The sequence below is a fragment of the Flavobacterium sp. CLA17 genome, assembly GCF_013112255.2.
GTDB classification, from domain to species: Bacteria; Bacteroidota; Bacteroidia; order Flavobacteriales; family Flavobacteriaceae; genus Flavobacterium; species Flavobacterium circumlabens.
Genome location: NZ_CP068294.1, coordinates 5,283,142 through 5,302,605 on the forward strand (window position 1 = coordinate 5,283,142; position 19,464 = coordinate 5,302,605).

The 19,464-nt window shown below is 34.1% G+C and carries 17 protein-coding genes; 9 read left to right on the forward strand and 8 right to left on the reverse strand.

The window, feature by feature from the left end:
- Position 1 precedes the first annotated feature (1 nt).
- The 4 genes from HAV12_RS21765 to rpe all read left to right on the forward strand — a co-directional run bounded on the left by HAV12_RS21765 (position 2) and on the right by rpe (position 4,006).
- A complete protein-coding gene (locus HAV12_RS21765) occupies positions 2-553 on the forward strand; it encodes an RNA polymerase sigma factor (protein ID WP_171571438.1) in 552 nt (183 codons plus the stop codon).
- Positions 543-2,024, forward strand: a complete 1,482-nt coding sequence (locus HAV12_RS21770) for a hypothetical protein (protein ID WP_171571439.1) — start codon at positions 543-545, stop codon at positions 2,022-2,024. The genes HAV12_RS21765 and HAV12_RS21770 overlap by 11 nt, the downstream gene beginning before the upstream one ends.
- An 84-nt stretch (positions 2,025-2,108) precedes the next feature.
- Positions 2,109-2,972, forward strand: coding sequence for an RNA polymerase sigma factor RpoD/SigA (locus HAV12_RS21775; RefSeq protein WP_007804760.1), 864 nt, complete (start codon positions 2,109-2,111; stop codon positions 2,970-2,972).
- A gap of 371 nt (positions 2,973-3,343) precedes the next feature.
- Positions 3,344-4,006 (forward strand): ribulose-phosphate 3-epimerase, encoded by a 663-nt coding sequence (gene rpe / locus HAV12_RS21780; RefSeq protein ID WP_171571742.1) that lies wholly within the window; start codon positions 3,344-3,346, stop codon positions 4,004-4,006.
- Here the strand turns inward: rpe and HAV12_RS21785 are convergent.
- Together HAV12_RS21785 and HAV12_RS21790 are read right to left on the reverse strand one after the other, a co-directional pair.
- Positions 3,983-4,762 carry a DNA/RNA non-specific endonuclease gene (locus HAV12_RS21785; RefSeq protein WP_171571440.1) on the reverse strand — a complete coding sequence of 260 codons (780 nt, stop codon included), beginning with the start codon at positions 4,760-4,762 and terminating at the stop codon, positions 3,983-3,985. The two genes, rpe and HAV12_RS21785, sit on opposite strands and share 24 nt — an antisense overlap.
- 85 nt (positions 4,763-4,847) lie before the next feature.
- Positions 4,848-7,031 (reverse strand): carboxy terminal-processing peptidase, encoded by a 2,184-nt coding sequence (locus HAV12_RS21790; protein ID WP_171571441.1) that lies wholly within the window; start codon positions 7,029-7,031, stop codon positions 4,848-4,850.
- 203 nt (positions 7,032-7,234) lie between these two features.
- Between HAV12_RS21790 and surE the strand changes: the two genes are divergently transcribed.
- From surE to HAV12_RS21815, 5 genes are all read left to right on the forward strand, one after another.
- The gene (gene surE, locus HAV12_RS21795; protein WP_171571442.1) at positions 7,235-8,014 is read left to right on the forward strand and encodes a 5'/3'-nucleotidase SurE; all 780 of its coding nucleotides are present in this window, start codon (positions 7,235-7,237) and stop codon (positions 8,012-8,014) included.
- The gene (locus tag HAV12_RS21800; RefSeq protein ID WP_132032065.1) at positions 8,007-8,279 is read left to right on the forward strand and encodes a hypothetical protein; all 273 of its coding nucleotides are present in this window, start codon (positions 8,007-8,009) and stop codon (positions 8,277-8,279) included. Before surE ends, HAV12_RS21800 begins: the two co-directional genes overlap by 8 nt.
- Before the next feature lie 66 nt (positions 8,280-8,345).
- Complete coding sequence (gene lpxB, locus HAV12_RS21805; RefSeq protein ID WP_171571443.1) at positions 8,346-9,464, forward strand: lipid-A-disaccharide synthase; 1,119 nt, start codon at positions 8,346-8,348, stop codon at positions 9,462-9,464.
- Positions 9,465-9,475: 11 nt separating this feature from the next.
- On the forward strand, positions 9,476-9,958 hold the full coding sequence (locus HAV12_RS21810; RefSeq protein ID WP_171571444.1) for a C40 family peptidase: 483 nt from the start codon (positions 9,476-9,478) through the stop codon (positions 9,956-9,958).
- Positions 9,959-10,011: 53 nt separating this feature from the next.
- A complete protein-coding gene (locus HAV12_RS21815) occupies positions 10,012-12,033 on the forward strand; it encodes a ComEC/Rec2 family competence protein (RefSeq protein ID WP_171571445.1) in 2,022 nt (673 codons plus the stop codon).
- Positions 12,034-12,054: 21 nt separating this feature from the next.
- On the opposite strand, the gene HAV12_RS21820 is transcribed toward HAV12_RS21815, so the two are convergent.
- The 6 genes from HAV12_RS21820 to HAV12_RS21845 form a co-directional block, all read right to left on the reverse strand.
- Positions 12,055-12,504 carry a thioredoxin family protein gene (locus HAV12_RS21820; RefSeq protein WP_171571446.1) on the reverse strand — a complete coding sequence of 150 codons (450 nt, stop codon included), beginning with the start codon at positions 12,502-12,504 and terminating at the stop codon, positions 12,055-12,057.
- A 270-nt stretch (positions 12,505-12,774) separates the two neighbouring features.
- Positions 12,775-13,227 carry a thioredoxin family protein gene (locus tag HAV12_RS21825; protein WP_132032077.1) on the reverse strand — a complete coding sequence of 151 codons (453 nt, stop codon included), beginning with the start codon at positions 13,225-13,227 and terminating at the stop codon, positions 12,775-12,777.
- Positions 13,228-13,447: 220 nt separating this feature from the next.
- Positions 13,448-13,915 carry a thioredoxin family protein gene (locus HAV12_RS21830; protein WP_171571447.1) on the reverse strand — a complete coding sequence of 156 codons (468 nt, stop codon included), beginning with the start codon at positions 13,913-13,915 and terminating at the stop codon, positions 13,448-13,450.
- A gap of 53 nt (positions 13,916-13,968) precedes the next feature.
- Complete coding sequence (locus HAV12_RS21835; RefSeq protein ID WP_171571743.1) at positions 13,969-15,453, reverse strand: peptide MFS transporter; 1,485 nt, start codon at positions 15,451-15,453, stop codon at positions 13,969-13,971.
- 1 nt (position 15,454) lies between these two features.
- Complete coding sequence (locus HAV12_RS21840) at positions 15,455-17,131, reverse strand: peptide MFS transporter (RefSeq protein ID WP_171571744.1); 1,677 nt, start codon at positions 17,129-17,131, stop codon at positions 15,455-15,457.
- A 35-nt stretch (positions 17,132-17,166) separates the two neighbouring features.
- Positions 17,167-19,338, reverse strand: a complete 2,172-nt coding sequence (locus tag HAV12_RS21845) for a S9 family peptidase (RefSeq protein ID WP_171571448.1) — start codon at positions 19,336-19,338, stop codon at positions 17,167-17,169.
- Positions 19,339-19,464 lie beyond the last annotated feature (126 nt).

Consider the following 19,464-nt stretch of genomic DNA (forward strand, 5'->3'; position numbering starts at 1 on the left):
TTTGAATTTAGACCAACTCATAAAAGACTGTTGCAAACAAAACAGAAAAGCACAAGAAGCATTATACGAAATGTATAAAAAGACTCTTTTTGTGTTAAGTCTGAAGTATTGCCCGAATGACGCAGAAGCAGAGGATAATCTTCACGACTCTTTTATTGAAATCTTTACCAATATAAAAAATTATAAAGGAAATGGAAGTTTTGAGGGCTGGATTAAAAGAATTACCATCAACAAGGCAATAACAAGGTACAAGCAATCATATACCCTGACTGCTATCAAAGACGATTATCCTGAAGACCATACTGTAAATGAAACTGAAATCGATCTGCCTCTTGAAATCCTCTTATCTTTTGTTCAGGAACTCCCTCACCAATATCGTTTGGTTTTCAATTTATATGAACTGGATGATTACTCACATCAGGAGATCGCAACGATGTTATCCATATCTGAAAGTACTTCAAAATCAAACTTACACAGAGCAAAACAAATTTTGAAAGAAAAAATTAAATCAAAAAGCACATTTTATTATTCTAAGCGAAAAAATGGAAAATAGAACTGAAATAGGAAAAAAAATAAAAGACAAGTTAGCTGATTTGGATAAAAATCCAAGTGAATTTGTATGGTCTAAGATTGAAACCGATCTTAATAAAAAAAGAAACAAAAGAATATTATCCTGGATAATTCCGGGCATAATCATTGCTATACTTTTTTGTACACTATTTTATTTTAATTCAGATTTCCAGGATAAAACTCAAAAATCGGATAATCAGGCAAAACAGGAAACGACAGCGAAAGCTCCTAGCCAAAAAACCAATCTTGTATCAGATCAAAAACTAAATCAGAAATCAAATCCAAAACTGCAAAAATCAGGATCAGATATCGTTACCAGAGTTAAAAAAACTAAAAGTGTAAAACTAGTTAAGGAATCGAGCAAACTTGTGACTTCTACAAATGAGTACGAAGAATACGAAGTCGTAAAAAAATACAAAGTCATTCTTAAAAAAGAACAGGTAACCACAAAACTATTAAAGTCGGGAACCGTAAAAAAAACGATCCGGCCAAAGGGTCAGGAAAATAAAGTGGTGATAAAAAAAAACAAAACTACAGAACCAAAGTCTAAAAAAAAGACTAAACGACATAATACAAAAGCCAACAAAACTGTTTATAAGCCAATAGCCAACGAAATTCCTAAAAAGACAGCCTTCGAAAAAGACGCTGCAACACAAACAAAAACGGAAAGCACTCCACGAATAATTGAAGCAAAAACCGATACCATTGCAAAAATTGACAGTCTCAAAGTAAAGAAAGACACGCTTCCGAAAAGAGCCTATAAAAAAACCGTTTATACTACTGAAAGCAAAGATTCAGATCCGGAAGTGAGCGTATCCATTTTTTACGGTCCGGCTATTTCCGGATCTTTAAACAGCGCATCGATGATCGATCCGTCTATGGATAATTTAGCGACAAAGCACCCGGTCACTTCACATTATGGTGTCTATGTAAAAACCATGTACGACAAAATCGGTTTTCGGGCAGGATTTTCTAAAATAAACTTAAAAACTTCAACCCGAATGGATAAAGATGAACTAATCCCGAATTATAACAATATCGCATTAAAGTCTGAAATCAATATAAAACAAACCTTTGCCGGTTCAAATGAAGTTGATTTAGTACAAAAGCTGTCTTATTACGAACTTCCAATAGAATTTGTGTATGCTTTCAAAAAAGATGAAAGTAAAATCGGAATGGAAGCTTTTACGGGATGCAGCTTTTTAATTTCAGATCAAAACCAGCTGTCCTTAAAATCCGAAAAAGTTGCTATGCAAAATATCGGCGAAGCAAAAAATATTTCAGGCATCAATTTTTCATACAATTTAGGAATAGGAATCAGCTATAAACTAAATTCCAGATTTAACCTGGATATCAATCCTCTCTTCAAATATTATTTGAGCACTTTCAAAGAAAGCGGCGACGCTAAACCCTATAGTTTCTCACTTCAATCCGGGGTTAGTTATAAATTTTAAAAATATTTTTCAGTTCGTTGTAACTTTTTCTCCACTTCCTACGTATAACTATTTGTACACTTTAAAAAATAGGGAGACAACAACATGAGACAACTTAAAATCACCAAGCAGGTAACCAATCGTGAAACTGCATCGTTAGATAAATATCTACAAGAAATCGGAAAAGTTGACCTGATTACCGCTGATGAAGAGGTAGAATTAGCACAAAGAATAAAGGCCGGTGATCAAAGAGCTTTAGAAAAATTAACAAAAGCCAACCTACGTTTCGTAGTTTCTGTGGCAAAACAATATCAAAATCAAGGATTAACTCTTCCTGATTTAATTAACGAAGGAAACTTAGGTCTAATTAAAGCGGCTCAGCGTTTTGATGAAACGCGTGGTTTCAAATTTATCTCTTACGCAGTTTGGTGGATTCGTCAATCGATCCTTCAGGCTCTGGCAGAACAATCACGTATCGTACGTTTACCATTAAACAAAATTGGTTCCATCAATAAAATCAACAAGATGTACGCTTTACTAGAGCAATCTAACGAGCGTCCGCCTTCTGCTGAGGAAATTGCAAAAGAACTTGACATGACCGTAAATGATGTAAAAGAGTCTATGAAAAACTCTGGCCGTCACTTATCTATGGATGCACCTCTTGTTGAAGGTGAAGATTCTAATCTTTATGACGTTTTACGTTCCGGAGAATCTCCAAACCCGGACAGAGAATTAATCCACGAATCATTACGTACTGAAATCGAGCGTTCGTTAGAAACATTAACTCCAAGAGAGGCAGATGTAGTTCGTTTGTATTTTGGTCTTGGCGATCAGCATCCAATGACATTAGAAGAAATTGGAGAAACTTTCGACTTAACCCGTGAGCGTGTACGTCAGATTAAAGAAAAAGCAATCCGCAGATTAAAACATACTTCAAGAAGTAAAATCCTTAAAACTTATTTAGGATAAAAAGCCTAAATTCCATTATTTAAATCCCAAATTCCAACTCAAAATTGGAATTTGGATTTTTTATCCTGGAATTTTATAGTAAACAACAGTTTGATTGACTGTTCGTTTTTTGATTGATGATTGAAACTCCGGCTGATTACCGGAGTTTTTTATTTTTATTTTTTAACCGCAAAGCACGGAAGTGGTTTACGCGAAGTTCGCCAGATTTTTTTTGCTGTTTATTTTAAAAAAAATAGGAAAGACACAAAGCTTTGCGAACTTTGCATTTTTTACAAAATCTTATAAGACAAAAATCTTTGCGCGCTTTGCGGTTAAATTTTACTGCAAATCATAAAAAATTTATCTTTGTAAAAAACAACACACAATACACAATGAAAAATACATTTATTGCTCCTTCCGTTCTTGCAGCAGATTTTGCTAATTTACAGCGCGATATCGAAATGATAAACAACAGCCAGGCTGATTGGTTTCATATTGATATTATGGATGGGGTTTTTGTTCCGAACATCTCTTTCGGAATGCCTGTTTTAGAGGCCATTTCAAAACATGCCAAAAAATATATTGATGTACATTTAATGATTATCGATCCGGATCGTTACATCAAAACTTTTGCTGATTTAGGAGCAAATGGACTAACAGTTCATTACGAAGCCTGCCCACACCTGCACAGAACATTACAGGCTATCAAAGCCGAAGGAATGAAAGCTGGAGTAGCAATGAACCCGCATACAAATATTGACCTGTTAGAAGACGTTATAAACGATATTGACGTTGTTTGTATTATGAGCGTGAATCCGGGCTTTGGAGGACAATCCTTTATTGAAAACACCTATGCCAAAGTAAAAAAACTAAAAGAGTTGATTACGCGCAAAAATGCTTCGACACTTATTGAAATTGATGGCGGTGTAACCAATAAAAACGCAAAACAATTAGTAGAAGCCGGAGCAGACGTTCTGGTTGCCGGAAGCTTTGTCTTTAAAGCCGAAAACCCTACAGCAACTATTGCTGACTTAAAAGTCATGACTGCTTTTTAAATTTTTTAAATTTGGAAAAAAATCAATTCCGGTCTTGTTTTCGATAGTTTCGATAGGAACTACAAAATCGTAAAGCGACTTATCACTATCTTCATTGGGAACCAAAAAAGCAATAGCTTTATGCTCATTTCCTGATTTAGCCAGAATGATTTTATAAAAATATTTGGGAACAGAAACCTTTTCTGTTCCTATTTTTTTATCTGAATCTTTCAAAATACCTCCTGTTACCACATAAATATCATTGTACTTTCCAGCCCAATAACGCGTCTTCTGCTCTATTCTATTCCAGATTCCGCTATTAAAATCATGTTTCTGAGGTGAAATATTTGAGGTGTAAAAAGTATCATTATAAGCACTTACATCAAACTCCATATCTCCGGCAGGGCAAAGATGCCCTTTGTCATATCCTGATTTTTTATAATTTCTCCAATCGGCAGAACCTGTTGTTACTTTTGGATCTTCAATGAAATACGGACGCTTATAATTTCCGTTTTTCAAATATTCTTTCTTTAATTCGTAAGCAACCCATTCTGCCTGCTCAAATTTTTCATTATAAGAGAGTGTATAATACTTATGAGTTACAATTTGTCTGGTTGTAGATGTTGGCAGATAAGCAGTCGTATACAATGAATCAGAGCTGTTTTTATTCGAAGAAAAATGAGGCTGCTCTTCTATCATCTGCTTCTTTATTTCTACTTCATTTTTACAGGAAAGAAACACAAAATTTATCAAACACAAAACAAGAAATTTTTTCATATTCTTATACTTAAAATAAATAAAAAAACGCTCCGTAAATATAAACTTTCGGAGCGTTTCAATAACAAATTAATTTTCAGAAAAATTAAGATTTGACTAATTTATCTTTTTTAATTTTCGAAGAATTATTTTTAACCATAGAGGCTTTAGTTTGTAAATCATCTAAAACATTTAAGGCTTCTTCTACATAAACATCTTTTGACAATGCCTGGTGCCAGGCTTCTCTTTTCTCTTTTAAAGTGGCATCATTTTTAATCTCAAGCTCTTCATAAGGCAAAGATTTAAATACCAGATTGTTTTTATACTCTGAAATAGGTTTGTATTTTTTACCTTCATTTTCAACCTGTTCCTGCGTTGCTTTAAAGCTTGTAATATTCAGGCTGTATGTATTCTCTTTGCTCTTAACATCAATCCATTTTGCGTTGTCTTCAATTAATTTAAATTGAGCATTTTGAGCAATTCTGCTTGTACTGTTTGCGATAGCCTGATTGAATTTTTCATTTGAAGTCCACGTGCTGTAATCAGCAGGGTCAATTTTATCCCAAGGCATTGCGTTATCAATATCACGCTCTCCCATTTTCAGGTAAGCATAACGATCCGGCATAACAACATCACTGTGAACACCTTCTAATTGAGTTGAACCTCCATTAATTCTGTAAAACTTTTGTCCGGTAATTTTCAAAGCACCTAAATCGCCATAACTTGTGTTACGAACAAACTGATTTAAATCAAGTACGTTTTGTACAGTTCCTTTTCCGTAAGTTTGTTTACTTCCGATAATAACGCCACGTTTGTAATCCTGAATTGCGGCAGCCAAAATTTCCGATGCAGAAGCTGAAAAACTGTTTACCATAATTACTAACGGTCCATCCCACTCGATTTTTTTATCTTTATCGTATAGAACTTCTTTCTTTTTACCTGCAGATTTTACCTGAACAATTGGCCCTTCTTCGATAAATAAACCGGCAATATCAACAACTGTAGATAAAGATCCTCCTCCATCGTCACGAACGTCAAGTACAATTCCGTTGATATCTTCTTTTTTAAGTCTTTCCACTTCCAGGGCAATATCTTTTCCGGCATCACGGCCATCTTTATTTTCAAAATCGATATAAAATTTAGGCAAATAAATCACCCCGTATTTCAATCCGTTTTTCTCAACAATACTGGATTTGGCATATGTTTCTTCTATTTCGACTACGTCTCTTATAATAGAAATAACTTTGATACTTCCATCTACTTTTTTAACTGTAAGTTTAACTTCAGTACCTTTATGTCCTTTAATTTTCTTCACAACATCATCCAGACGCATACCTACAACATCTACAGGCTCTTCGTTTCCTTGTGCTACTTTCAAAATTAAATCGCCGGATTCCAGTTGTTTTCCTTTCCAGGCAGGTCCGCCTGAAATCAATTCATCTATCTGGGTAAAGTCATTTTTCTTGGTCAGTCTCGCTCCGATACCTTCCAGTTTTCCACTGATGTTCACATCAAAACGGTCTTTTTCTTCCGGAGCAAAATAACTTGTATGCGGATCAAAACGTGTCATAATAGAATTTACATACACAGAAAACCAATCTTCTTTGTTTAAGTCCTTGATAAGGCTGAAATTATCATCCAAAGATTTCAAAGAACTCTCACGAGTTTCCTTTTCTAAGGTTTCAAAAGATTTTGCTTTGTAAGCAGGATCTGTTTTCTTTTTATCCTCTTCTAATTTTTGTTTTGTTACCAGTGAAGAAAGGGTTGAAAGTTTAATTTGCTTTCTCCATCTTTCATTAATTTCAACTGCATTTTTAGCGTAAGGTAAATGCTCATAATCTGCATTGAAAGTCTCATCAACATTGTAGTTGAAGGGCTGGGCTAAAATAGTTTTGTAGCGTTTTTTACTTTCTTCCATACGCTTCATCAATCTTGTATAGGTAAGATTGAAAAAAGTAAGGTCTTTATTCAAAAACTGGTCATCCAGCATCAGTTCATATTGCTTGAACTCATCAATATCAGATTGCAGGAAGAATCTTTTGGAAGGATCCAGTGCATCGATATAGTCTTTGAAAATTCCCTTAGAAAACTCATCGTTAATTTCTGCCGGACTGTAATGTCCTTTTTCAATCACAAAAGCAAGTAATTCTAATAGTGTTTTATCTCTGTTAGGGTCCGGATCAACTGTGTTATCTGCATTTATTTTGAAAGCAAATAAGGTCAACGACAAGCATAATACGGCTATAAGTATTTTATAATTTCTTTTCATAAATTTAATAATAGCATTCATCAATTTTTTAATCTAAGTTACGGTAAAAACTATGCCAGTTAAGCCAAGTTCACTATAATTTTTTGTTAAAGATATAAAAATGTTTCACTTCCCAAAGTTAACTTTTATTTAGTTGACAAATTTTATTTTATTTGTTATTATTCTAAGAAATTCTGTCACTACATTTGCTTTTCTTATCCTTTTAACTGCCAAATACCTGCAACATGAAACAAGAAAAACCACTTATATTAGTAACCAATGATGATGGTATTCTCGCTCCGGGAATCAGAGCTTTGATAAGTGTGATGGAAACAATTGGAGAAGTGATTGTGGTTGCACCCGACAAACCTCAAAGTGCAATGGGTCATGCCATTACTATCAACAATACGCTGTATCTGGATAAAATTTCCGGAGAAAATGACCCTATTGCAGAATATAGCTGTTCCGGAACTCCGGTGGACTGCGTTAAACTGGCCGTAAATGAAATCCTGAAAAGAAAACCGGATATTTGCGTTTCCGGAGTTAATCACGGTTCCAATTCTTCTATAAACGTAATTTATTCCGGAACCATGAGTGCCGCAGTGGAGGCCGGAATTGAAGGAATTCCTGCCATCGGATTTTCTTTATTGGATTATGACTGGAATGCGGATTTTGAACCCATCAAATCTTTTATAAAAAAAATTACGCTGGAAACCATTGAAAACAAACTTCCTAAAGGAATTGTTCTAAATGTCAATTTTCCAAAATTAAAGGAAAATGAAATCAAAGGAATCAAGATTTGTCGTCAGGCGAAAGCTTATTATGCCCAAAAATTTGACAAAAGACAAACCCCTTTCGGCAAAGACTATTACTGGCTGACCGGAAAATTTGTAAACGAAGACAAAGGGGAAGACACTGACGAATGGGCATTGGAAAACGGATACATCTCAGTAGTTCCTGTACAATTTGACTTAACCGCTCACCATACGATACAACAACTTAACACCTGGAATTTAAATGAATAAAAAAGATTTACTCATTGGTTTTATTGTCGGCATTTTTACTTCTCTTTTAGGAAGTTATTTATTTATTACGTTTTTTACTCAGTTTGACATTGCAACAGGGATTCAAACTATACGAGAACATGGTTATTTGGGAAAAATAATCACTTTAGGAACTATTTTAGACCTTGCCGTTTTTGCTATTCTCTTAAAAAAGGACAAAGAATTTATGGCTCGCGGTGTTATCTTAGCTGTGATTGTTCTGGCAATTTCTACTTTGTTTATTTAAATCTTATCTTTGCCTTGCAAAAAATTAGTTGTGTTGAAAAAAGAACACATTCTCAAAAATACGAATATGAAATACTATATAATAGCTGGTGAAGCCTCCGGAGATCTGCATGGTTCTAATTTAATGAAAGCGCTGTATGAGGAAGATCCTCAGGCTGAGATTAGATTTTGGGGCGGCGATTTAATGCAAAAGGCAGGCGGAACTTTAGTAAAACACTATCGTGAATTGGCTTTTATGGGTTTTATTGAAGTTGTTTTTAACTTAAAAACCATTTTATCGAATATTACTTTTTGCAAAAAAGACATTACTGCTTTCCAACCTGATGTTCTTATTTTTATTGACTACCCGGGTTTTAATATGCGTATTGCAAAATGGGCCAAAGCTCTTAATTACAAAACCCATTATTATATTTCTCCGCAAATATGGGCCTGGAAAGAAAGCAGAATCAAGGCCATTAAACAAGATGTCGACAAAATGTTTGTCATTTTACCTTTTGAGAAAAGTTTCTATGAAGACAAACATCATTTTCCGGTAGATTTTGTGGGACATCCCTTAATTGATGCTATCCAGAATCAGCCTGCTTTTGACGAAGCTGTTTTTAGAAAAGAAAATCATTTGAGCGAAAAACCAATCATTGCCGTTTTGCCGGGAAGCCGTCAGCAGGAAATTACCAAAATGCTGAGCGTAATGCTGAGTGTTGTAGATGATTTTCAGGAGTATCAATTTGTAATTGCAGGTGCCCCAAGTCAGGATTTCGAATTTTACCAGCAATTTATCACCAATAAAAACATCAAATTTATTTCGAATAAAACATACGATTTACTTCGATCCTCAACTGCGGCTCTGGTTACATCAGGCACTGCAACTTTAGAAACAGCTTTGTTTAAAGTTCCGGAAGTGGTTTGTTATAAAGGAAGTAACATTTCCTATCAGATTGCAAAGCGTATTATTACCTTAAAATACATTTCACTTGTCAATTTAATTATGGATCAGGAAGTTGTAACCGAATTAATTCAGAGCGACTGTACTACCAAACGCATTAAAGAAGAATTACAAAAATTACTAGAGCCTGCTTATCGTGAAAAACTGCTGAAAAATTATGATATTTTAGAGCAGAAACTGGGCGGGGTTGGTGCGAGTAAAAAAACCGCAAAACTTATTGTTGCTGATTTAAAACAACTTTAAAAGAATTCATTTTGAACAAATTACTCGTTTTAATCCTTTTTGCCAGCATGCTTTCTTTCTGCAAATCAGGTTCAGCAGTAGTTAAAAACGAATCGATACGGGAAAGCAAAAATACGGTAAAGCATTTAATTGATGTATCAACATCTAATCTCGGGGTGCGATACAAAGCCGGAGGCACAACTAAAAGCGGCTTTGATTGCTCAGGATTAGTTTTCACTACTTTTCAGACTGAAAATATTACAATGCCGAGAAGTTCCTACGAGCAAGCAAAAATTGGAAAAATAATCCAATTTGATGATGCCAAAAAAGGAGATTTGATATTCTTTAAAACCAACAAAAGCAAACAAATCAACCACGTTGGACTTATCACGGAAAAAACCGGCAATGAAATAAAATTTATACATTCCTCCACTTCAAAAGGGGTAATAATTTCCTCCACTAAAGAGCCTTATTACCAAAATTCCATTGTTCAGATCAACAGGATTATTGAATAATTATTTCTAAATAAAATATTATTTTTCTTACAAAATTTTAATACTTTTAATCCATGAAAGTATTAGATTTCCCTTTGACTAAAATCACAATCAGTTTTGTAATCGGTATATTGGTTTCGTACTACTGGCAGCCCACAATTTTTATTGCTGCCGCTATGACAATAATTACAGCCATTATTTTTTCAATTCTCTATTTCTTATCCTTTAAAAACAAAAGAGTAATCCTTGTTTTTGGTATAAGTACTTACCTTATTTCATTTTGGCTGGGTATTATTACCTTATTACTCCATACAGAATCACTTCAGCAGTCGAATTATATTCATTGCAAAAAAGCGTTCGAAAATGAGCAAAACATTTCTTTTACTTTAATGGAACAATTAAAAGGCAATAGTTATAATGATCGATATGTCGCTCTTTTAAACCATATTGAAAGCAGCACGTATACAGGAAAAATTATTGTAAATATTAAAAAAGACAATCTCCGTAATACGCTTATTATTGGAAATATCATTCAGGCAAAAGTAACTTTACAACACACAACTGCGCCAAAAAATCCCAATCAATTTGATTATGGTAAATATCTGGCAAATAAACAAATATATGCTCAGGTGTATCTTTCTAAAGCAGAAATAGAGGTTAGTAAAAAAATCAGAAAGAATGTTTGGTTTTATGCTGCAAGGCTAAACTCACGAATAATCCGCAATCTTGAAAAAGCACATTTCAATAAAACTGAAATGAATGTTGCAATGGGGTTGATTTTAGGCCAACGCCAAGAAATTTCATCTGATATCCTTAAGGACTATCAATATTCGGGAGCAACACATATCTTATCTGTTTCCGGACTTCATGTGGGCTTTATTATGTTGTTTATACTGTTTATTTTAAAACCAATATCCAATACCAGAAAAGGTTCGTTTATAAAATTAATCGCCATTTTGATTTCACTAAGCCTTTTCGGGATTATCTCGGGACTTTCACCTCCGGTTTTGCGTTCTGTTGTCATGTTCTCCTTTCTGGCAATTGGAAATCATTTGAGAAGAGGCAGCAATATTTACCATACTTTACTAATTTCAATTCTGCTGATTTTATTATTCGAGCCCTACTTTTTGTTTGATGCCGGTTTTCAATTAAGTTATATTGCCCTCTTTTCGATTCTCTGGATACAGCCCTTGCTTAAAGAAATATGGAAACCCAAAAACAAAATTTCGACTTACATCTGGGAAGCTTTAACCGTTTCTTTTGCCGCTCAGATCGGAACATTTCCTGTTTGTTTGTATTACTTTCACCAATTCCCTTGTCTGTTTTTTGTAACCAACATTCTCATTCTTCCTGTTTTATCGTTTACAATGATAACCGGAATTATAGTAATGCTAATTTCTGCGTTTTTCAGTTGTCCCGTTTTCTTAATTCAGATTTTTGAAAAAAGTATTTATATCCTAAACCTGATTACCCATACTATAGCTTCAATGGAATATTTTGTAATTCGTGATATTAGTTTCAATTTTTATTACTTAATCACTTTCTATTTGTTGACTATAGCTATCATTTTTTGGCTTAAAAAACCAACTTACCCTAAAGTAATAGCGATTTTTATTGCTGTTATTCTTGTTCAGTTGTCCTTCATTATGACAAAAAAAGATCTGGAAGAAAAACAGGAACTGATTGTTTATAACGTAAAGAAAAAAACGATTATCACAGAAAGAAACGGAAAAAAAATGCTGCTTTTTACAAATGAGGATTTGGGAAAAAATAGTAAAACCCTTTCTATAATTGGAAATACTGAATCTTTACAGGGTATACAAAAAATTAAAAACACCTTCTTTTTTAACAGTAAAAAAATCCTTTTGATTGACAGTAGTGGTGTTTACAAGAGAAACATCTCCCCGGACATTTTGATCCTTATACAGTCTCCGAAGATCAATGTAGATCGTGTTTTACTTGATCTGAAACCAAAAATAATAGTTGCTGATGCATCAAATTCTTATTCAATTCAGAACTATTGGAAAACCAGTTGTTCAAAAAAAAGAATCCCATTTCACGCAACCGGCGAAATGGGATTCTTCAAATTAAACTAGGAAATTAATATATAGGCAGGTCTATTCAGACGGATTTAAAATCAATTCAGATTCTGATATCCAGGACCTTGCTCCCTCATTTTTATAGGATAATTTTCCAAGTGCCTGAAACATTGTTTTACCATTCCTGGTGTTAGCGAAGGCAAAACACACTTCCGGTAAATCGACAATGCTAAAAGCATTTTTTAACTTAATATTTTGCTCCTTCACATCACTGGAGGTATCAGCAGATAAATCAAGTTTCACTAATATGACTTTTTTACGGGACCAGTTCTGAAATTCAGGAGTATTGAACACCTCTCTTTGGATACTTTCAGATGCACCTGTCCCGGTAAATAAAATTAGGAGTGGTTTTCTTTGTTCATTACTCAGTGTAATTGCATCAGTCATGTTTGTTGTCCAAACTCCATTCTGCGCCTTCATCAGAAATGTAACTAAAAAAAATAGTAGGATAAGTAGTTTTCGATTCATAAATGGGCAGTTATTTAAGTTAACAAATAAAAACTAAATTAACATAATAGGCTTAAAAAACAATACATATTGTTACCAAAAACCAAATAAACATGAAGTAAAACGATATTTATTATTAAAACGATAAATATTTCATATAATAAAAAAAATCAGAGTTTTAAATAGCAATAGTTCAGCTGCTATTTTTTAATTGTAAAAAAATATCCCTTTTTACTTAGCAGCAAAAAGGGATTCTACAAATTAAACTAAGAAACTTAATTTAAATTTTATTCATTCACTGGGATGCAAAATAGCATCTGATTCTGAAATCCATGATCGGGCACCGCCAGGTTTGTAAGCGATTTTTCCTAATGCACTAAAAGTGGTTTTGTTCTTCCTGATGGAGGCGCTGGCATAACATACCTCCGGTAAATCGACAACACCAAAAGCATTTTTCAATCTGAGGTTTTGCTCTTTGTCGCTATCAGATGCATTAATATCCGATAAATCCAATTTTACGAGGATAACGTTGTCTCTTGACCAGACAGCAAAATCAGGTGTTTTAAAAATTTCATTTTGAAGATTATCCGGCACACCTGAGGCGGTGAATAAAATCAGCATGGGTTTTCTTTGTTCATTACTTATTGCAATTGCATCGGTCATATTAGTTCGCCAGACTAAATTTTGGGACTGCATTAAAAATGAACCTAAAAAAAAGAGTAGGATAAGTATTTTTTTAGTCATATCGTTTGGTTTTGGTTAGATTAGCATAACGAAATTAACATAATATTTTAATTTTCCAATTTTTATTAATAAAAAAAATACACTATTTGTTTTTTTTATTATAATTAAATATTAAAATAATAATTACATAAATACAAGTGGATACTTTTTCTTACTAAACAAAAAAACTCCTTACGTTACCGTAAGGAGTTTTACAAAAATTTATGAGTATTTATTCTTTTTAAGATTTCTTTGGATGAACAATTCCGTCAGCAACTGCTAACCAGGCAGATGGCCCTCCGGCAACATATCCTGTCTGACCAAGGCCTTTGAAATTAACCTTTCCGTCTTTGGCTTCGGCACTTGTAAAATAAATGGTTGGAAAACCTTGTATGCCGAAAGCTTGCTGCAATTCGTTGTTCTGACTTTTTAACTCCGGAGCCTGAGGTGTTCTTCTCGGATAGTCTAACTCAACTAAAATGACATTATCGCTGGCCCATTTTGTAAACTCAGGTGTTTTTAAAACTTCATTTTGCAATCGGATACACCAGCCACACCAGTCGCTTCCTGTAAAAAACAACAGCATTGGTTTGTTTTCCTTATTACTTATTGTAATCGCTTCTTTGACATCAGTATACCATTTTAATTCCTGTGCCTGTGAAGTAAAAGCACTTACTATAAATAAGGCTACTAAAAATATTTTTTTCATGATCGTTTTAATTTTTTACAAATCTAAACAAAATTTGAATTGTAAAATGTCGTCTATTTTACTTCTTGCATTAATTTTCTAATAATTGGCGAAATTGCAATTAAAATTACTCCGGCAACAACCGAATAAATAGCCAGTTGATAATATCCTTCTGTGTAAGATTGCAATTTAGAAAGCAAAGTATCACCTGTATTCGATCTGGATATTTCAGCACCTAGCTTTCCTGCGAATAATTGTCCAAACGCACTGGCTAAAAACCATAATCCCATCATCATACCAAATAATCTTTTTGGAGATAACTTCGTGATAATAGACATTCCGATTGGTCCTAAACAAAGCTCCCCGATAGTCGTTATTAAATAAGCAAAAGTAAACACGTTTAAAGAGGCAATACCTTCAGCATTCGCAAAGAACTTCGTAAGATAAAAAATATAAAAAGAAGCCCCTAAAAACAAAAACCCAATTCCGAATTTAATCAAAGTATTAGGCTCAATTTTTCTCTTGCCCAGCCAAATCCACAGCAAACCGATAAGCGGACTTAAAACCACCACAAAGAATGTGTTCGAACTATTATTTACGACATTAGGATCAATGCTAAAAAACAACAGCTTATTGCTTAAGTTATCTTTAGCAAAAAGTGATAACGAACCACCACTTTGCTCATAGATTGCATTAAACAATAAGTAAAAGAATACAAACAAAAAGGCTGCAAATAACTTTTTCTGCAATTTTACATCCCCTAACTTAATCAGTTCATATGTAAAGTAAAGAACGGCCACTATACCGATTGTGTACATGAAATAATCGGTATAATCCGTATTTTTTACCATTATAAAAATAAAAGGCAAACTTAAAATTGATACCGCATACACAGCTATCTCGCGAATTCTTCTCTTACCAGGCTCTAAATTTAACAACGGAGAATCTCCAATTGGGCCTAAGTATTTTTTAGTGAATAAAAAGGTAACTAAACCTAAAAACATTACTATGGCCGCAGATAAAAAGCACAATTGCCAGGAATAATATTTACCCAGATAAATACATAAGGCACCTCCTAAAAGGCCTCCCACATTTATCCCGGCATAAAACATTCCGTAACCTGCGTCTCTTCTGTTATCATCTTCGTGATACAACTCCCCTACCATTGAAGAAACATTTGGTTTAAAGAAACCGGTACCAATAATAGAAAATGCAATACCATAATAAAACATAGCTTGTGGCGAAAAAGCAATCAAAAGATTCCCAAGAATCATAACGATTCCACCAAAGAACAACGATTTTTTAAATCCTAAAACTTTATCTGCAAAAATACCTCCGATAAAAGTAAAAGCATATACGAAAGCCTGAATAGCACCATATTGTAAATTGGCATGTTCATCTTTCAACAAAAGCTGATCTACCATAAAAAATGTAAGCACTCCGCGCATTCCGTAAAAACAGAAACGTTCCCACATTTCAACAAAAAACAAATACCACAATTGCTTTGGATAGTTGCCCTTAAAATTCTGAATTTCTTCTAATGTTATTGTTTTCTCCATTTTATCTAACACCATGCATCATTTTTTTCAAGAATGGAGTCAAAGCAAATAACACAATTGCCGCGATACCTGTAAGAACAACAAACACCATAAAAAACTCATACAAATTGTGGATTTCAAATCCTGCAAAAAAGTGATTATGCGCACTAATCTGATGTTTGTCCAACAAAGCTATTTGCTCTGCCGTTGGTGTTATTTTATTATCTAAAACTGCCTGAAGATCGATTCCTAATTCTTTTGCTTTTTCAAATTTATCACCTGTTGCCGGTAAAATAGATCCTAAAGTTCCTCCTAAAGCATAACCTGAAGCATTCGACAAAAAGAAAACCCCATATAACAATGACGCAAAACGCTTTGGAGATAATTTACCTACTAATGATAAACCAATTGGAGATAAACACAACTCCGCACACGTGTTTAAGAAATATAATAAAATAAGCCATTTTACCAATAACAGACCAGAAGTTCCGATATAGGAAACCTGAGTTGCAATCATAAAGAAACTTACTGAAATTACTACCAAACCAACAGCAAGTTTAACCGGTGAAATTGGTTCTCTGTTATTAGCTCTCAAAGAATCCCATAAGATACTGAACGGCACAGCCATTATTACAACAAACAATCCATTAAAAATCTGAACCATTGAAGGTGGCATCTCCCAGCCAAAGAAATGTCTGTCTGTCTGATTATCTGCAATAAAAGTCAATGAAGAACCTGCTTGTTCAAATGCAGCCCAGAAGAAAATAATAAAGAAAGAAACAATATAGATTACAATAATTCTGTCTCTTTCTATTTTTGTCAAAGAAGTATCAGAAATAATTAGTCCTGCCAATGACAATCCGCTGGAGTAAATCAAAGTATAAATTAAATTCTGACCTACAACATAATGAAAAAAGAATCCTAATGCTATAAATGCAATCCCGGCAATCGTTAAGGCTTTACCGGAGAAATTAGCTTTTTGAGCTTCTCCTTCTTCAAAATCTTCTGCTACGTTTTTAGAAGGCAGACCTCCTAATGGTCTTCCTTCCGGAGAAACCACATATTTATTTTTCAAGAAATAGAAAAGAACTGTTCCGATAAGCATCGCTCCGGAAGCTGCCATAAATCCCCATCTGAAAGCGTGAATATCTCTAATTCCACCAGAATCTTTAACATCTCCCAACAAAGGACAAATAGACTGCCCTAAGAAAGCTCCAATGTTAATTCCCATGTAGAAAATAGTAAAAGCAGTATCCAGCTTTGTTTTTTCCTGTTTAGGATACAAACTCCCAACCATACTTGAAATGTTTGGCTTAAAGAATCCGTTACCAAAAACAATAACTCCCAAACCGCAGTACATGATCGCTTTAGCCAAAGGCAAATTACTTTCAAAAACACTACCGCTCGTAAACAATAACATTTGTCCGATCGCCATCAACAATCCGCCTAATAAGATACAATTCCTGTTACCTAAAAAACGATCTGCAACAAAACCACCCAACATTGGAGTCAGGTAACAAAGTCCAAGGAAACCTCCATAAATCAAAGACGCCTCTTCTTCCTTCATCAATAATGAATTCACAAGAAATAAAGTTAATAAAGCTCGCATTCCATAAAAGTTGAATCGCTCCCACATCTCCGTTCCAAACAATACCCAAAGCCCTTTTGGATGCCCGGTTTTTACTTTAGTTTCTCCCATATTATTCATTATTTTTAAGGTTAATAAGATTTCGATTATAAATTTTCTTTGATAAAGTTAGTCATTTTATTATAAAGCTGAATTCTGGTCTTCCCACCGTAAATACCGTGGTTTTTGTCCGGATATATCTGAGAATCAAATTGTTTATTCGCCTGAATTAACGCTTCCATCATTTGCATTGAGTTTTGCACATGAACGTTGTCATCACCAGATCCGTGAATCAATAAAAATTTACCTTTTAATTTATCAACATGATTTATTGGAGAATTCTGATCGTAACCGCCTGCATTTTCCTGAGGCGTCTGCATGTATCTTTCTGTATAAACGCTGTCATAAAAACGCCAGTTGGTTACCGGAGCAACCGCGATCGCCATTTTGAAAACATCGTTCCCCTGAAAAATACAGTTTGAAGCCATAAAACCTCCATAACTCCAACCAAAGATTCCAATTCTTGAAGCATCAACATATGGGTAAGTCCCTATTACTTTCGCAGCATCAATCTGATCTTCTACCTCGTATTTTCCTAATTCTTTTTGTGTTACTTTTTTGAAATCAGCACCTTTAAAACCGGTTCCTCTACCATCTACACAAACTACGATATAACCTTGTTGTGTAAGGGATAAAAACCAGTAATCATCGGTATTATTCCAGTCATTATTTACCTGCTGAGATCCCGGACCAGAATATTGGTACATGAAAACAGGATATTTTTTTGAAGCGTCAAAATCTTTTGGTTTTAAAATCCACGCATTTAGTTCGTTTCCTTTAGCTGTTTTTAAAACAAAAAATTCTTTTGTCGGCAAATTATACGCTGCTAATTTTGCAGCAAGTGCCTGATTGTTTTCAATAACCTGAACTTCTTTACCCGTTTTTGCTTCGTTTAAAGTATAAGTGGTTGGCTGAGATGCACTGGAAAACGTATTAATATAAAACTGGAAGTTCGGACTTAAGGTCGCCGCATTGGTTCCGGTATTTTTAGATAAACGAACTTTGTTTTTTCCGTCTAAAGCGATACGATAAATATCTCTGTTGATTGAACCATTTTCAGTAGACTGATAGAAAATAGTTTTAGTTTTTTCGTCAAAACCGTAGTACGAAGTTACTTCCCAGTTTCCTTTTGTAACCTGATTTTTTAATTTTCCGTTTTTATCATACACGTATATATGATTAAAACCGTCTTTTTCGCTTGTCCAGATAAAACTGTTGTCTTTTAGGAAAGTCAGATTATCCGTAACATCTACATAAGCTTTGTCCTTTTCATTCAAAACTACTTTTGCAGCAGCCGTTGTTCCGTCGACAAATAACAAATCTAAATTATCCTGGTGGCGGTTTAGCACCTGAGCTGATAATGTATTAACATCATTTGTCCACTGTAATCTGGCAATATAAAAATCATTGTAGTTTCCTAAATCAACTTTTTTAGTGGCATTTCCTGCAGCATCATAAATATGCAATGAAACTACTGAATTTTTTTCTCCCGCTTTCGGATATTTAAAAGTCTCAATGGTCGGATATAAATCTTTATGAAACATTGACATGGAGAATTCCGGAACGGCGCTTTCGTCAAAACGGATATAAGCTAATTTTTTACTGTCTTTACTCCAGTCGAATGCTCTTACAAAAGCAAACTCTTCTTCGTAAACCCAGTCCGTAATACCGTTGATGATCGCATTTTTCTTGCCGTCAGTTGTAACAGCCGTTGCTTTCTTTGAAGCTACGTCGTAAATGTATAAGTTATTCTCTCTGGCGTAAGCAATTTTGGTTCCATCAGGAGAAAAAGTTGGCTCCTGAATCTTAAAGTCAAACAGTTTCGTTAATGACTTTGAAGCAATATCGTATAAAAAGTAGTTGGCCGTAAAAGAGTGACGGAAAATTTTATCGGAGTTGCAGGCAATTAAAATCTTTTTTTCTGAAGCATCAAAAGTATAACTGTCAATTCCGTCTGCAAGTTCCTTATGATTTTTGGTATCAATTAGATTGGATACTTTTTTCAGCGTTGCAAAATCATATAAATCAATTTGCATGCTCCGGCTGGCCTGATCAACATTCAATACTGTATACTGATCTGTATTTTTCAGGGATTGCAGTTCATCCATTCCTTTTGCCCGGAAAGTCCCGCCATAAATATTCTCAACAGTGATTTTTTGTTGCCCGAAAACGGTACCAACTAATAACAAAAATATTACAGTAATTTTACTTGCATTCATTAGAATTATTTTAAATATAAAAAAGAGCCCAATTTTAGTAAAAAAAATAAACATAATACACATTTCAAGTGTTAAATGTTAAAAAAAATAACGATTGCGTAGTTTTCAATTTTCAAATAGATTGCA

Excerpts from the sequence above, each read along its gene's own strand:
- HAV12_RS21770 (WP_171571439.1), top strand. The coding sequence starts at position 543 with ATGGAAAATAGAACTGAAATAGGAAAAAAAATAAAAGACAAGTTAGCT.
- HAV12_RS21775 (WP_007804760.1), top strand. The coding sequence starts at position 2,109 with ATGAGACAACTTAAAATCACCAAGCAGGTAACCAATCGTGAAACTGCA.
- rpe (WP_171571742.1), top strand. The coding sequence starts at position 3,344 with ATGAAAAATACATTTATTGCTCCTTCCGTTCTTGCAGCAGATTTTGCT.
- HAV12_RS21785 (WP_171571440.1), bottom strand. The coding sequence starts at position 4,762 with ATGAAAAAATTTCTTGTTTTGTGTTTGATAAATTTTGTGTTTCTTTCC.
- HAV12_RS21790 (WP_171571441.1), bottom strand. The coding sequence starts at position 7,031 with ATGAATGCTATTATTAAATTTATGAAAAGAAATTATAAAATACTTATA.
- surE (WP_171571442.1), top strand. The coding sequence starts at position 7,235 with ATGAAACAAGAAAAACCACTTATATTAGTAACCAATGATGATGGTATT.
- HAV12_RS21800 (WP_132032065.1), top strand. The coding sequence starts at position 8,007 with ATGAATAAAAAAGATTTACTCATTGGTTTTATTGTCGGCATTTTTACT.
- lpxB (WP_171571443.1), top strand. The coding sequence starts at position 8,346 with ATGAAATACTATATAATAGCTGGTGAAGCCTCCGGAGATCTGCATGGT.
- HAV12_RS21815 (WP_171571445.1), top strand. The coding sequence starts at position 10,012 with ATGAAAGTATTAGATTTCCCTTTGACTAAAATCACAATCAGTTTTGTA.
- HAV12_RS21820 (WP_171571446.1), bottom strand. The coding sequence starts at position 12,504 with ATGAATCGAAAACTACTTATCCTACTATTTTTTTTAGTTACATTTCTG.
- HAV12_RS21825 (WP_132032077.1), bottom strand. The coding sequence starts at position 13,227 with ATGACTAAAAAAATACTTATCCTACTCTTTTTTTTAGGTTCATTTTTA.
- HAV12_RS21830 (WP_171571447.1), bottom strand. The coding sequence starts at position 13,915 with ATGAAAAAAATATTTTTAGTAGCCTTATTTATAGTAAGTGCTTTTACT.
- HAV12_RS21835 (WP_171571743.1), bottom strand. The coding sequence starts at position 15,453 with ATGGAGAAAACAATAACATTAGAAGAAATTCAGAATTTTAAGGGCAAC.
- HAV12_RS21840 (WP_171571744.1), bottom strand. The coding sequence starts at position 17,131 with ATGGGAGAAACTAAAGTAAAAACCGGGCATCCAAAAGGGCTTTGGGTA.
- HAV12_RS21845 (WP_171571448.1), bottom strand. The coding sequence starts at position 19,338 with ATGAATGCAAGTAAAATTACTGTAATATTTTTGTTATTAGTTGGTACC.